Annotated in this window: 12 protein-coding genes and 1 other RNA gene; 5 read left to right on the plus strand and 8 right to left on the minus strand. The window is 60.4% G+C overall.

Translation table 11 applies throughout. The annotated features are described in order from the left end of the window. Positions 1 to 945, minus strand: a complete 945-nt coding sequence (locus tag NP603_RS07525; RefSeq protein ID WP_256610302.1) for a DnaJ C-terminal domain-containing protein — start codon at positions 943 to 945, stop codon at positions 1 to 3. 242 nt (positions 946 to 1,187) lie between these two features. Between NP603_RS07525 and ssrA the strand changes: the two genes are divergently transcribed. After that, positions 1,188 to 1,566, plus strand: a transfer-messenger RNA (tmRNA) gene (gene ssrA / locus NP603_RS07530). Positions 1,567 to 1,951: 385 nt separating this feature from the next. On the opposite strand, the gene NP603_RS07535 is transcribed toward ssrA, so the two are convergent. Beyond that, complete coding sequence (locus NP603_RS07535) at positions 1,952 to 2,260, minus strand: hypothetical protein (protein ID WP_256610303.1); 309 nt, start codon at positions 2,258 to 2,260, stop codon at positions 1,952 to 1,954. Between the two features lie 297 nt (positions 2,261 to 2,557). After that, the gene (locus tag NP603_RS07540) at positions 2,558 to 4,084 is read right to left on the minus strand and encodes a TolC family protein (RefSeq protein ID WP_256610304.1); all 1,527 of its coding nucleotides are present in this window, start codon (positions 4,082 to 4,084) and stop codon (positions 2,558 to 2,560) included. A 240-nt stretch (positions 4,085 to 4,324) separates the two neighbouring features. On the opposite strand from NP603_RS07540, the gene NP603_RS07545 reads away from it, so the two are divergent. Genes NP603_RS07545 through NP603_RS07555 form a run of 3 tightly spaced genes read left to right on the plus strand, consistent with a single transcriptional unit; the run spans position 4,325 to position 7,963 of the window. Further along, entirely contained in the window at positions 4,325 to 4,594 is a 270-nt protein-coding gene (locus tag NP603_RS07545) for a YtcA family lipoprotein (protein ID WP_256610305.1), read from the plus strand. 7 nt (positions 4,595 to 4,601) lie between these two features. After that, entirely contained in the window at positions 4,602 to 5,753 is a 1,152-nt protein-coding gene (locus tag NP603_RS07550; protein ID WP_256610306.1) for an HlyD family secretion protein, read from the plus strand. Continuing rightward, positions 5,750 to 7,963, plus strand: coding sequence for an FUSC family protein (locus tag NP603_RS07555; RefSeq protein ID WP_256610307.1), 2,214 nt, complete (start codon positions 5,750 to 5,752; stop codon positions 7,961 to 7,963). Before NP603_RS07550 ends, NP603_RS07555 begins: the two co-directional genes overlap by 4 nt. A gap of 14 nt (positions 7,964 to 7,977) precedes the next feature. Here the strand turns inward: NP603_RS07555 and NP603_RS07560 are convergent, their stop codons facing one another. Next, positions 7,978 to 8,307: a hypothetical protein gene (locus NP603_RS07560; RefSeq protein ID WP_256610308.1), complete on the minus strand. Its 330-nt coding sequence runs from the start codon at positions 8,305 to 8,307 to the stop codon at positions 7,978 to 7,980. A gap of 415 nt (positions 8,308 to 8,722) precedes the next feature. Between NP603_RS07560 and NP603_RS07565 the strand changes: the two genes are divergently transcribed. Next, the gene (locus tag NP603_RS07565) at positions 8,723 to 9,433 is read left to right on the plus strand and encodes a hypothetical protein (RefSeq protein ID WP_256610309.1); all 711 of its coding nucleotides are present in this window, start codon (positions 8,723 to 8,725) and stop codon (positions 9,431 to 9,433) included. Positions 9,434 to 9,435: 2 nt separating this feature from the next. On the opposite strand, the gene NP603_RS07570 is transcribed toward NP603_RS07565, so the two are convergent. The 4 genes from NP603_RS07570 to NP603_RS07585 form a co-directional block, all read right to left on the minus strand. Beyond that, the gene (locus NP603_RS07570) at positions 9,436 to 10,020 is read right to left on the minus strand and encodes a hypothetical protein (protein ID WP_256610310.1); all 585 of its coding nucleotides are present in this window, start codon (positions 10,018 to 10,020) and stop codon (positions 9,436 to 9,438) included. A gap of 29 nt (positions 10,021 to 10,049) precedes the next feature. Further along, the gene (locus NP603_RS07575; RefSeq protein ID WP_256610311.1) at positions 10,050 to 11,066 is read right to left on the minus strand and encodes a PASTA domain-containing protein; all 1,017 of its coding nucleotides are present in this window, start codon (positions 11,064 to 11,066) and stop codon (positions 10,050 to 10,052) included. A 101-nt stretch (positions 11,067 to 11,167) separates the two neighbouring features. Further along, positions 11,168 to 11,716, minus strand: coding sequence for a phage tail protein (locus NP603_RS07580; protein ID WP_256610312.1), 549 nt, complete (start codon positions 11,714 to 11,716; stop codon positions 11,168 to 11,170). Further along, positions 11,697 to 14,309 (minus strand): putative baseplate assembly protein, encoded by a 2,613-nt coding sequence (locus NP603_RS07585; protein ID WP_256610313.1) that lies wholly within the window; start codon positions 14,307 to 14,309, stop codon positions 11,697 to 11,699. Before NP603_RS07585 ends, NP603_RS07580 begins: the two co-directional genes overlap by 20 nt.

Raw genomic sequence — 14,309 nt, forward strand, 5'->3', positions numbered from 1 at the left:
TCAACTCCTGTGTGCGGCGCGCGGATCGAAAGCCAGCTCGCGCGCCATGGTTTCGTAAAGTTCTTTGGCTTTGGCGGTGTTGGCCGGCGGCAGCACCACTTGTATATCCAGCAGCAAGTCTCCAGGGGGCACGCTAGGGATGCCCTTGCCGCGCACGCGCAATTGCTGGCCGCTTTGGGTGCCTTCCGGAATCCGCACTTTCAGGCCGGTATCGAACAGATTGACCGGCAACACCGCGCCGAGTGCCGCTTCCCATGGCGTCACCGCCAAAGTCATATGCAGATTGTTACCGTCGACGCGCAGTTGCGGATGCGGATTGAAATGGACTTCCAGCAAAAGATCCCCGGACTTGCCGTTGCCCATGCCCGGCGAGCCTTGACCGGCGAGGCGAATGATCTGGCCTTCGTATACGCCCTTGGGTATTTTGACGTTCAAGGTCCGCGTGTTCAAGGTGACATGGCCGCTGGGGTCCATGGTCGGCACCCGCAGACTGATCTGACGGGTGGCGCCGCGGAACGCGTCTTCGATGTCCAATAACACTTTGGCGTGATGGTCCTCGCCTTGGGCATGAAAGCCGCCGGCGTGGGATTCGAAAGGGCCACCGCGGCCGCGCGCGCCCATCCGGCCGAATAATTGGCTGAAAAAATCGCCGAAATCGCCGACGTCGCCACTGGAAAATTCGAAGCCGGCATCCCAGTTCGGCGGCGGATGGAATTCCTGCCCCGGGCGGTAGCCGCGGCCGAGTTGATCGTAGGCAGCGCGTTTCTCCGTGTCGGACAAAACCGCGTAGGCTTCGTTGACTTCCTTCATTTTGGCTTCGGCATCCGCTTCCTTGGAGATGTCCGGATGGTATTTGCGCGCCAATTTGCGGTAAGCCTTTTTAATGTCGGCCAAGGCAGCGTCGCGGTTGACGCCCAAAATTTGGTAGTAATCTTTGTATTGCACGCCATGCCTCCAGTGACTGACGTTGATCAAACCCAATCGGGATCGGGATTATATAGACCATAGCCGGCGGGCGAACAATCGGCAAATGCGGCGTTGGCCGGCCAACTCAACCGTAACACTAAATGCCGGCGCTCCGGCCAGAAATCAAGGCGAATGCGGACGGTGCAAAAGGGTTGAACTTATCGGGCCTGCCCCTATCTTAAGGAGCAATTCTTTTATCGTTTTGGTAGAATGAAGATTCCGGGGGTGACATGGCTTCGACGTGGGTAGCAAAACCTCAGGTGCATGCCGAGCACAGTACAGCTCGTAAAACCTACTGAAAAAAAGTATTCGCAAACGACGAAAACTACTCAGTGGCCTTAGCAGCTTAAAACCTGCACCACTTCTCTGACCAGATGTACTTATGCGTCTGGAGTCCTTTCGGGGACGTTCAGGGATCATATTACATAAGCTCGCGCCAAGGCTTAGTTCGGAGCCCGAAGCGCTAAATCCAATCGAAATCGCTGTTGATCCTCTTGGCCCGACGGGTAGTCAACAGTTAAATTAAAAGCGCGGGATAAGCATGTAGAGCTTGTGGCGGAGTGCTTGCGGACGGGGGTTCAATTCCCCCCACCTCCACCAATTTACCATCCAATGTAGTTCAGTAACATCCACGAAGCCCGCTAAATGCGGGCTTTTTCGTTTGTACTTCACCCAACGACGTCCGAAAAAATGCCCCCACATCCAAGTGTTTTTGGGGGCATATCCGGGGGCATACGCTCAAGGCGGCAAGCCTGATGCCCCAAACACACCGGAAGCCCCGCCAATGCTGAATGGAGGAACGGTTATGCTCAGCGAATGCATAATGCCGAGCTCAAAGAAAGGGTTAGGCATGGGGGCTTTGTTTCGGTACGGCGGTATGCTGGCGGCCTTGCTGCGCCAAAACATCGTTATGCAGTCGTGCACAGAAGCCTTGAATCAACTTGCCCGCCGTTGGCCCCGGTTAGAACCGGCCAGCATCGTGCGGCTATCGCATACGCTTGCCCCAACGATGTGCTTGGTATCTGCGCAAAGCCTGGACGACCAACTGCGGCGTCTGTGGTGCGAACGTGCCGTCCTGGTCTTTGCGATTTCTCCAGGTTTTTGGCAGCGCATGGATCTGCCGCTCATAATCACGCAAGGCACGAGTACGAAAAAATAGAGGCCGATCCGGCACAAGGTGAATGCCCTCAAAACTCAGTTGAACGGTGGCCGAAAAGTTGTATAACCCGCGCCGCATTTCCATCGGCACCACGGCGAACGAAAACCGTACCGGATACTCGATCAAGCCAGACATCGTAACAACTCGGCTACCCGACCCGCCAATGAGCTGGAGAAGCGGCTTCAGCTGCCGCCAACTGTGCCGGCACTAAAGCGCACGTGTCGGCATTAGACAGTTGGCGATATTCGCCGCGTCCCGCCGTGAAGGTGATGTTATCGAGACGTTGCTTTGCCACTTTTCGATATGCAGAAGCCATTTCGATTCAATCGGGCGTGATGCGGTTATCCGCTCCAAGCGCCGGAGGCAGGTGGACAAGTAAATGCACTGGTGTCGTTCCGCTGTAGCATACGGCCCCGCCGTGGTTGTATACATTCATTCGTCCGAGTTTCTTCCCCCCGCCGCATAAACCAATGCCGTTGCCGATTTCAGCAATCCTGCTCGGCTGTCGATTTCGGTGTAGCGGGCGCGGGCCAAATCCTTTTGCGCCGACAACAGTTCGATCACGGTGGAGAAACCGTGATTGTACGATTCCTGTGTGGCGGCGAACGATTCTTCGGCGGCGCGCAGCAGGGCCAAGGCGAATTCGCGTTTTTCCAATGCGGTTTTGGTGTCGGCATAGGCCTGCCAGATGTCGCGCATGATGGCCAGGCGCAAGGCTTCGACTTCGGCTTGGCTGGCCTGCTGTTTGGCTTCGGCCTCCCTGACCGCGCTGTTGCGCTCGAAACCGTCGAACAATTTCCATTCCAGATTCAGCATTGCACTGCCGACCAGATCGTCGGACGCATAGTTTTGCCGGCTCGCCGGCCGGGTATGCACGTCGCCCCAATACTGGTTGCCGACATTGCCCTTTACCGACAATTTGGGCCAGAACTCGGCACGGGCTTTTTTGACTTCGGCTTCGCGGGCGCGCAATTCGGCCAGCCGCGCCATCAGCTCCGGGTGCTGGGCCAAGGCGTCGTCGACGATATTTTCGACCGACGCTGCCAATTTGTCCGGCAACGCCACCTGGCTCAAATCAACCAGTTGCAGCGTCTGCGACGGCGAAGTGCCGATGTTGGCGGCCAGTTCGGCGCGAATCTGGGTGACCGAACCGCGGGTGTCCTGCAAATCGTAATTGGCTTTGGCTTGTTCCTGAATGGCCAATAACAGGTCGGGGCGGGTGGCAAAGCCGCGTTGGAGTTTGGCTCTGACCGCCGCGGCGTTGGTTTCCGCCGCCGCAAACGTCTGTTGGGCCGCATTGACTTTGGCCAGCGCCGCCTGATAAGTGAAAAAGCTGGTCGCGACCCGGTAAGCGATTTGCTGGTGTTTGCGCGTCAACGCGGATTGCGCAGCCTCCAAGCGTTGCAGGCTGGCGTCGACCAGCGCTTCGCGGCGGCCGAAATCGAACAGGGTCCAGGCCAGTTCCAGGCCGGCGAAGCTGCCGTAGCCGTGGCTGACCAGTGCGCTTTCCGGGATCGGAATGCTGGTTTTGAAGTATTGGCCGAAGGCCAGCGCGGTCAGCGCCGGGTACCAAGCGCTGCGCTGTTTATCGACTCGGGCGGCGGCGGCTTTGGCCTCTTCCCAGCTTTGCCGGGTTTCCGGATGGGTCTGCAAGGCCAGATCGACCAGGGCCGGCAAATCGTAGCTTTGCCCCGGTTTCGGCGTTGCGGCTTCAGAGTCCGTCGTCGGTCCGGGCGTTGCAGCGTTGGCCATCCGGTACTCCGACCAGGTCACGCTACGGGGCGGCGCTGCGGCGGCAGGCGCCACTTCGGTGCGCAACTGCGATGGCGGCGTGCAGGCCGCTAACGGCAATGCCAAGGCCAGAACGGCACGCACCGGGTTTAACTTTAACCAAGGCGCTCGAGGCGGGTTCAACCGCCGATCCGGCGCAAGCTGCGCGTTGCGGGGAAATAGCGTCATTGGCGCGCCTCTTTCAGAAGAAAATGCTGATATAGTAACGTAGCTGCCTAACCAAATTGGTGCAACAAATTGACAACAAGCAGCAAATAATCGGCTTGCCGGATAGGGGTTAGAATAGTTCCGAATCGGCTTCGCGTCAGATACCGAGCGGCCGCCGGTGTAGCACAAGCCTGTGCCGTGTGCCGGACAAGGCAGCGGCCGCGGGCCGCATCGATTATTCCGCGATCTCCGGAGGCCGCCATGAAGCCGAGTGCAACCCCGCCCAAAACGGCAACGATACTTGCGTCGAGTTTATTGCTGACCGGCTGCGATCCGATGTTGAGCTTGCAAGGTTCGTTCTGGCCGGCCTGGATCGTCTGTATTTTGGCCGGCCTGGCCGCCAGCATGCTGCTGATGTGGCAATTGGTCCGCTTGCGGCTGGCGCCGCATCTGGGGCCGCCGTTGCTGGTCGCGCCCAGCCTTTGGGCCTTGTGCACCTTCAGCATTTGGCTGTTGTTTTATTCTCGCTAGGATGCCGATGGAAACCTCGCAAAATCCCGATCTTCTGCAACGCCGAATATTGATCGGCCGCATCCTCGGCATTCTGATCGTGCTGGGCGCCGTCGCTACCGGCAGCATGGTCTGGCGCATCAATTACCAGCATCCGCGCACCAACGACGCGATGGTGCGCGCCAACATCGTCGGCATCACCGCCGAAGTCAGCGGCCGCATCACCGAATTGCATGTCGAGGACAACCAGTTCGTGCGCAAGGGCGAGTTGCTCTACGTCATCGATCCGCGGCCTTACCAGGCCAAATTGGATAAGGCCAAGGCCGAATTGCTATTGGCGGAGAAGGAGGTCGAATCGCGGCGCGCGTCCGGCAGTTCCGCGCAAAGCGCGGTCGAACGCCTGCGCCACCAACGCGCGGCGGCAGCGGCTGAAATCAAGCGCATAGCCGCCGAGGACGAGTATTTGCACCACCGTTTGCAGGCGCTGGAACCGCTGGCCGACAAACAATACGTGACCGGCGACCAACTTCGCCAGGCCCGTTCGCGGCTGGATGCGTCGCGCGCCGAATTGGCCGACGCTGTGGCGAAAGAGCAGGCGATGGCCAGCGCGATTGCGGAAGCCGAAAGCGAAAGCAGCCGTGCCCAATCGTTGATTGCTCAGGTCGGCGATATCAACGCCCGGGTCGAGGCGGCCAAGGCCCAGGTCACCGCCGCCGAACTGGATTTGGAATATTGCTTCGTGCGGGCGCCGTTCGACGCCTACGTCACCAATCTGAACACTCGCGAAGGCGAATACGCCAAGGTCGGCAGCCAATTGTTCGCGCTGGTCGACGACCGCCATTGGTATGCGATCGCCGACTTCAAGGAAACCTATCTGCAAGCTATCCAGCCCGGCCAGGAAGCCGAAGTGTTCCTGGTCGGTTACCCCGGCAAGCGCTTTCGCGGCGTCGTCACCGGCATCGGCTGGGCCAATTCGCCGGACAACGTCAAACAACAGGGCGTGTTGCCGGAGGTACAACGCAGCTTGAATTGGGTGATGTTGGCGTCGCGGTTTCCGGTGCGCATAGAAATCCTCGAGCGCGACCCGGAACGGCCGTTACGGATGGGCATGACCGCGTTCGTCACCGTGCTGGGCCGTCCGGCGCCAAGCGATAGCCAAACCGCGCAAACGCCGCGATGAGGTCGCGCAACGGCCATCCCGGCCATAGCCGGTTTTGGTTCGGCACCGGCCTGGCCCAATTTCTAAGCGCCGAACTGAAAGATTTTCCCGGCCGCCGGGTCGCTGCCGCCCGCCTGTTCGCAGTAAGTTTGATCATCGCGCTGGCTAGCCAGACCTTGCACGTGCCGCCGCTGGGCGCGCTGTCGATTCTGGTCTGCCTCAGCTACGACGCCTACGCCAATGCCGGCCAATCGTTGGCGTTCGGCTTGCGCCAGTTGTATTACCTGTTCGTTACCGTGCTGATCGCGGTATTGACGTTGGTGTTGGCCGGCAACGACCCCTGGCTGCTGCTGAGCCTGTCGTTCGCAATCATGGCGTTGGCCTTGTTCCATGCCCGGCTGATAGCGTGGCCGACCGGTATTGCGTTGTGGTATTCGATTCCGGTGTTATACAACCCGGATGCGCCCGCCGCCGCTATCCACAGCGCCTTGTGGAATATCCCTATCATCGGCGTACTGGGCTTGGGGACCTGGACCTTGGTGCATCTGAGCATCAAACCGCAAGACCCGCGCCAGTTATTGGTAGCCGGGCTTGCCGAAGAGCTGGCGGCTGTGGCCGCGATATTCAGCGGCCGCCTGGCCGATGCCGGCGTCGCCGGCCAGCAAAAACCGCTGCACAAGTCTGCGGCCGGCGGCCAGTTTGGCAAGCTGCGAGCGCTGCTCGGCCATGCCGAACTGCTGCATCCGACCATGCGTCGGCAGCGCGACACCTATCTGGCCTTGTTGCTGGAAATCGACGGCCTGCGCCAATTGGCGTCCTGGTTGGACCATAGCCTGGCGGCGGATTATCGAGCGCAGCCGATCAGCCCGGAAAAATTGGCGGTCTATCTGGCGTTACAAAACGCTTGCGTTGGGCTGCGACAGAGCTTGGCGGCGGCGACTGGCTCCGCCGCCAATCCCGGCGCAGTCGCGCTCGACGAAGCCATATTGGCCGGCTATTCCCTGGCCGGCCAGCCGTCGTTGATGACCGCTTTCTGGCGCGCATTGCAACGGATTGCGGCATTGGCCGGCCAATTGCAATGCGACCCAGCCGATAGCGGCCGCAAAGCCGGCGACGAGGCAATGGCGCAATGGCGCCCGGCCTGGCTCGGTTACCCATTTTGGGCCGAGCACGTCGACAGCCTGCAATACGGCATCAAATTCTCGCTGGGCGCGATTCTGTGCATGCTGATCGTGCAAGCTTTGGACTGGCCGGATATCAACACCGCGATCCCGACCTGCCTGGTCGCGGCGCAGACTAGCCTCGGCGCCGACTATCGGCTGTCGTTGTTGCGGATCTCCGGCGCCGCGATCGGCGGGCTGTGCGCTTACTTTTACGTGTTGGTGTTGCAATCGCAGTTCGATACCGTCATCGGTTTTGCTTTGGCGACGACGCCGATATGGGCGCTGGCGGCCTGGATCACCGCCGGCAGCGACCGCATCGCTTATCTGGGCCGGCAGCTCGGCTTTTCCTTTGCATTGTTCGTACTGCACGATTTCGGCGCGGTGACTGATTTGTATCTGCCGCGCGACCGGGTCATCGGCATTTTGCTGGGCTTGGTGGTGATGGGCGTGCTTGATTATGCGCTATGGCCGCGGCGCTCCTCGGTACTGGCGCGCCAGCATTGCATCGCCGCATTGCGCACGCTGGCGAAATTTACGGTACGCCTGCCCGATCCCGGCCGTTTGATCAGTTACACGCTGCCGCTGCGCCTGGCGGCGGAAAAAGATCTGGCGGCAGCGCAGGACTTGCTGGCACACGCCGTGTTGGAGCCGGACGCCCGACTGCCGGACAAGGTGCGCGAGCGCGCGGCATTGCGGGCGATCATGCGCGATGCGGAACGGTTGTCGTCTTTATTGCAGATCCGAAAACGCTACCGCTTGTTAAGCGGCCAGCAATTCGGCCGGTTTCCGGAGCAACTGCAGCAGCACAGCCTCGGCTTCGATGCGGCACTGGCGCTGGCATTGGAGCAGACTGCGGAAATATTGCAAGGCGAGCGGCGCGACAGCGCCAACCAGGCGGCGGAACGCCAAGCCCAGCTCAAGCGCAGTTACGCCGAGCATCACCGGATCGACAGCCTGCCGGCCGATTGGGTGCTGGAATGGGAACTGCGGTTTAAGCTGGACGAGCAAATCACCGAGCTGCTCGGCAGTATGCAAGCTTCGGCACTAAACGCATTGCCGGAACGCTGATATTCGCGCTTCAACTAACTGTGGCTCGCGATAAACGCATCGATATCGCATAAGACCGCCAAGGCCCGGGAAATTAACATCTGCGAATCGGCGTTCCTGCGCAGGTAGCCGTCCCAGCAGGTGTAATCGAAAATAATTTCCCCCGGATCGGTCGTGCGGCTATCGTCGATATCAACAATGAACAGTTCGTACTTATCGAATCCGGTGGCTTCGTATAGTTTCGGCATCAGCAACTCCAATACCTCGAATGGCGCATTTACGCATTTGATTGCGCAGATATCGTGAAATGTCCATCCGGATGAAATTAACTTGGCTTTTAACTCGTTTTCAGTGATTGTGATCATGATGCGGTGTGCTGGTTTTGAGTGGAAAACAGGCCGGCAACGGGCGGAGCCGCGGGTTGTTCGGCAAATAGATTCGTAGCGAACGCCTTGATAGCAAGCCATCGGCAAAAACGATGCCCGATCCGAATCGCCGATAACGCGCGGCTTTCCGCCCAATATACTACCGGTGCTTGGTTGATATTACCTGCGGGCTTGTGCGGAGCGGTTCGTATTCGCCATTTTGGCGGACAGGGCTATCGCAGGCGCAATCCCGCTCGGCCAGTGTCCGATTGCGGCCGGACTATGGTCCGCCGATCCACCTCCCGGCTGCAAAAAGATAGGAAAATCGGGCCGGTGTAACAACGCATCGAATTCGCCGGTTTAGGTGTAGTATTGTCCGTACGCGATTGGGCGCAGCCGCTAACGAGGTACCGTTATGTTGGACACCATGAGAAAGCCGTTTTTTGCCGTCGCACTGGTGCTGTTGGCGTTGGCGTTTTTGATCGACATCGGCGCATCGTTTCTGGATTTCGCCGCGCCGAGCGGCCAGAAAAGTCCAAGCGATCTGCCGCGGCCGGGTTTGGGGATTCCCTACCTGGCCCTGGTCGACGGACTTTTGCTCTACACCGTGGGGTTGATCGGCGTGTCGCTGCTGGTACCGGAGCGCATTCACGGCCGAATCCAAGGCATCGCGACTTTTATCGTCGGCTTAATGAGTCTGATCGCGTCGATTGGCATGATTATGGCTGCCCTCGCCTTGTTAGGCGTCATGGTTTCGTTGCTGTTGGCGGTGCCGTTCGGCACCGCGCTGTATTTCGCCGGATTCGCCGATTTTGCCAAGGCCGCGGCGGCCTCCACCCTGGCGCTGATCATGCTGTTGAAGCTGGGTTTTTGCGGTTTTTTGGTCGCGGCCCAGCAGCAATTCCTGCAGAACAAGGGGTTGGTGCTGCTGACGCTGACGGCCTTGTTGGCGAATATCCTGGTCACTTTCCTGCACGGTCTGGTGCCGGGTTTTCTGGTCAGCATCACCGACTGTATCGCGGCCTTGGTGATCGGCGTGCTGGGCGCGATCTGGAGCCTGGTGTTGCTGATCGGCTCGCTACCGGCCATCGTCAAGGCCTTGCGCGTCGACCGGGCGCTGGCCTGAGCTTATTCCAAGGCTAAGCGCGCGGTTTGCCCATCGCTACAGGTTTCGCAGGTCAGCGTTAAATTGGCGCCTTTCGCCAACACCGGCGCCTTGAAATGCTGCGGATCGCGGGCCGGTTTCCAACACAAAGGCTCTTTCCAGTCCGAATCGGCGTCGTTCAATTCGAATCTGACCCGGACCCGGACCGGCGCCGAATTTTGCGGACAAGCCTCCCCGGCGTCGACCGGAATCAGCAACTGATAATTGTTGGCGCCGCGCAGATTCAAGGTCCTGCGTTCGGCTTGGGTCGGGTCGATTTTGATCAGGCAGGGCGAGCCGGCGCCGAGCGACAAAGTACCGCCGTCGCGCCGGCAATGGTTATCCAACGGATGAATTTCGGCCGGCTTGATCGCCGGCGCCAACGGCGCCAGCAGATCGTCCATCGCACTCAGCCAACTATCCTGGCTCAGGCGCGAGGCCTCCCGGTTCTGGCTGCGGGCGCCGGCCGGTTTGTCGTTGGCTCGGGGGCGAAACCCCAAAGCCAGCGCCAGCGCAAACAGGCATAGCAATAAAACCAAGCCGATGATCACGCCTTTGTTTTGCTCCATCGATCGAATCTCCTAATTTCAATCCGTTATTACTGTTCCGCCGGTTCGATGCCGCGCGGCAACACTTTGAACACTCGATTTTGTTTGGTCATCAACTCGGTCAAATCGCGGTCCCAAATGATCACCGGCCGAGTCGGCTTGGTCGCCACGGTCAGCATGATCGGAGTACCTTTATCCACGGCTTGGCCGGGAGCAGGGGTTTGCTCGATGACTGTTTGTTCCGGCTGGGCGGTGGTCGGTTGCGACTTGGCTTCGCCCAACACCAGATTGCTGTTGGATAGGGTTTGCGCCGCAGCGAGCAGCGATTTGCCTCTCAGGTCCGGCACGGCAACGCCCGGAAAACTCAACACCACCGACACCGTCGTTTCCGCTTCGGCCGCTGATCCCGCAGCGGGAGATTGATCCAGCACGATCGGATCGCGCTTGCTGGGATCGAATTTGAAGCTGGTTTCGAATTTACTCAAGCCCGCCTGCTTCAGCCGTTGCTGGGCTTCGTCCCAGATCATGCCTTTCAGGTCGGGGACTTTGGCTTTTTCGACCACCGGGCCGTTATCGTCGGGCTTCATCATCAACCAAGCCGCTATGCCTATGGTCAACAGCACCACCAGCGCAAGCACCAGAATCCACCAGGGGAACGGCTTGGGCGGGGGCGGCGGAGCCACCGCGTTCTGGATTTGCAGATAAACCGGTTCGCCGTCCTTGAAGTCGTCGTCCGGCCTATCCACCGAAAACACCTGCAAGTGGAACGCATATTTGCCGTCGGCAACCGATTTGGGGACTTGAAAATTGACCGATATTTCCTCGGTCGCGCTCGGCGCCAGCTTCCATTCGTTTGAAATTGCACCGCTGGTCGGCTTGGCGTTGGCGCCGGCCTGAATCGACGTGAACCATTTTTCATCGGCGCCGCTGCCGGTGACGACCCGGGCTTTGAGCAGCAATTGCCGGTCGTTGTAGGCGTTGGTGACGAAAAACTTGCAATTGCCGTTGCCGTTGCTATCGCAACCCACCTTGTCTGACGCTTGTTTGATACTGACGATTGCGGTCATTGTAGTTATCTCCTGTGACGTTAAATAAAACGAATATCGGCTTGTTAGCCGCCGCTGCCGGCGCTACCAACCGATTCGACCGTGTTGCCCGGATAGCGGGTTCAAGTTCCGCCATCGGCGACAAAACAAACTTCGCTGGTCGCGTAAGCCGGTTTTTCCTGGTCCACGATCCGTTCGATCAGGCCGCGGTGCGGACGCAGTCGTTCCGGCGCCAACACGCACAAATGGAACGGCCGGGCGGCACCGTCGGCCGTGGCGTTTTCCCTCAGCTCGAAACCGGCGTCGCCGGTGGCAGTCTGTAAAAACAATTTCAGGCCGTAGGCGGTCCCGCGCCATTTCGACAGCAAGGTGGCCGATGCGATCAGCTCGCGCAAGCGCTCGATACCGGTCGAGATCGGCGGCGCGCCGTTTGCACGGCCGGCACCGGATAGCGGCGACAGCCGGTCCAGATCGACCCAGGCGGCCAGCATCGGCACGAAACGCTCGTCGGCCAGATACGGGTTAAAACGGGTTTCGACGTTTTCCAGAATCGCTTCGGCCGGCGCGTGCAGCGCTTCCATGATTTCCAGAATCGCGAACAGCGGCGTCTGCGGCGTCAGGCCGCGCTGGAATATGCCCGGCAGCAGGCGTTCAATCGCTTGGCGTTTCATCTTCGCTGACCACTTCGAGTTCGTGCGCGCCGGAACACAGCAGCCAATTGCAAGGCACGGTGACGGTGTCCGCAAAACTGTCCGCCGAGCAATTGCGGTAATCGCCGGCCGCGCCGCGCAGATAAAGCCCCTCGACGCCGCCGCACAGCAACAGCGCTTTGCCGGCCGGAGCGGCGGCAATCGCATCGACGGCCTGGAATCTGCCGACATCGCGCACCGGTAAGCCGCATTTGGCGTCCGGCGCTTTCCAAGCGGGCGCGGCGGAATTGGTGTTCAGGCTCAATACCCCCAGGCGTTGGCTGGCGGCAAATACCTCTTCGCCGACGAAAGCAAGACCGTTGCAACTGCCGGCTTGCCAGCCGGCCTGAAAGCCTTTCCAGCCTTCGTTGTTATCGCTGGTGCCGGTCAGCCGCCAACGGAAGCAACCTTTGCCGGGGTCGGCTCCCGGTGCGCCGATTCCCGCCCATAGATAACTATGTCCGCCCTGGTTTTGCACGGCAAGCAGCCGGACCAGTTCGCCTTTCAAACCGATGGCGCTGAAGCTGCCGGCGCGGCCGCCGTTGTTGGACAGGTATATGCCGCGGTTATTGCCGGCAGCCAGCGCGACGCTGACCAAGCCGGAGGCGTCGGCCGCAACGGCAAGCGCGTATAACGGGATTTCGTTGTCCTCGGCGTCGAATTGCACCGGTTTCGGGCCCGCCGCGGGGTCCCACGGCACGCCGAGTTCGAACAGGCCTTTCTCGGTGGCCAGCAACAGCGCCAGTTTGGCGTCGCGCTCGACCCAGGCCATGTCCTCGACCAGAAAATTGGTCTCTACGTAATCCAGCCAGCTTTCGCCGCAGTCGAGCGAGACTCTGACCCGGCTGGCGCCGTCGCTGTCGAGCAGGCGCGAGCTGATCGCCAGCAAGCCGGCATGTTTCGGATCGGCGCCGGCCTGTTTCGGCCAGGCCTTGATCGCGTCGATTTTTTCGCCGGCAAACGGCTCGATCAGCTCCCAGCCCTCGCCGTCATTCGAGGAGCGGAACAGCCCGGCCGGGGTTGCCGTGTACCAGGTCTTGCTCTGGAAGGCGTCGGCGCACAGGGCGCCGACATTGGCGTTCGGCGCGTGTTGCACCGACAGCCGGACATTGTTGACCGATTTGACGCCGGGGTCGTCGCCGAGGATTTTGTAGACGTCGAACACCCGTAACGGTTGGCCGAACGGCCAGGGTTGCGCCGAGTTGGCTTCGATCGGATTGATGCCGCGGTAAAGTTTGCGCAACAAACGCTGCTTCAACTGCTGCGGATCTTCTTCGCGGTGGGTAACGATCTGCGTCCGTATCGTGACGTTTTTGTAGCGTGCCCAACTGACCTGGCATTCGGTACCCAACGGTCGGCGTTCCGCCAGCGCGTTTTGAATTCGCAGCCGGGCCTCCTCGCTTTCCAAAGCGTAGAGTTGTTCGGCGGTCAGCGGCGCACTGTAGTCGTCCGGCGCCTGCAGGTTGGGCACGATCAAGACTTCGACGGTACCGGGTCTGGCGTGGCTCCAGATGTCGGCCCGGGTAAAGGCCTTGGCGCGGTTGGCCGCACCGGAACAATGCACCGCCAGTAGCGCGTAATCGCGGGCCGTCACTACCCGTTCCAAGGAATGGATTTGTTGCGGGCCGCGGATCAGCGCGTTTTCCAGCGTTTCCGCGGCTTTGCCGCCGGCGGCCGGTTCCGGGTTGGTCACCGCAACGCCGACGATCGGATCTTTCAATGTGTTCAGCGTATTCGCCGCCAGATTGCCTTCCGCGCCGCCGCCGCGCCGATACCAGAGCCGGATTTCCCGCCCGGCCGCCGGCACTTGCGCCAGCGTTTGCAGCGGCGTCATGCCGCCGGCCGGATCGGGCAACCGTAGCGCCGGGGTAAACACGATTTTCCCGGTCAGCCGATCCACCAGATAGACTCTGCCGTCCGAACCCGGATTGGCGAAGTTCTCCGCTTCGCGCCAGACGATGTAGGATTTGCCGTCGTACTCCAGCGCCGAGGTATGGTCTTCGATTTCGTCCGCTCCGGCCTCCACCCCCACCACCAGATCGAGGCCGTCGCGGTTCGGAGCGACGATGGGCGGCCGTTTGGCGTTGACGAAAAATCCCGGTTGGCCGTCGCTCTTGCCCGCCAATTCGCCGCGCACCCAGTCGCAGTGGTAGGCAATGCTTTCGGCGCTGGTACTGCCGGCCGGAATCGCCACCGCCTCGCTGGTGGTGAAGATCGGCGGTTCCCGCCCCGAGCCGGCGCGGCCCAGCGTCACCCGCACGCCTTTCGGGATTTCCACGGCGTGGCCCAACGGTTTCGGAATCGAAAACACCAATTTGGTGACCGCGGCAGCGGGCGGTTGCAACCTTACCCCGATCAGGTTCAGGAACTCGATATAGGCTTTTTCCGGCAAGCGGTTCAAGCGGTAGATCATCACCTCGGTCAGATGGGCAAAGGCTTCCAGCAGCACCATCCCCGGGTCGCTCGGACTTAGATCGGTCCATTCCGGGCATTGCTGGCGAATGCGGTCGCGGGCTTCCTGCAGTAAATCGGCGAAGCGGCGGTCGTCGAGGTTGGGCGGCGTCAAGTAAGTCAT

The organism is Methylomonas aurea (assembly GCF_024505045.1).
Taxonomy (GTDB): domain Bacteria; phylum Pseudomonadota; class Gammaproteobacteria; order Methylococcales; family Methylomonadaceae; genus Methylomonas; species Methylomonas aurea.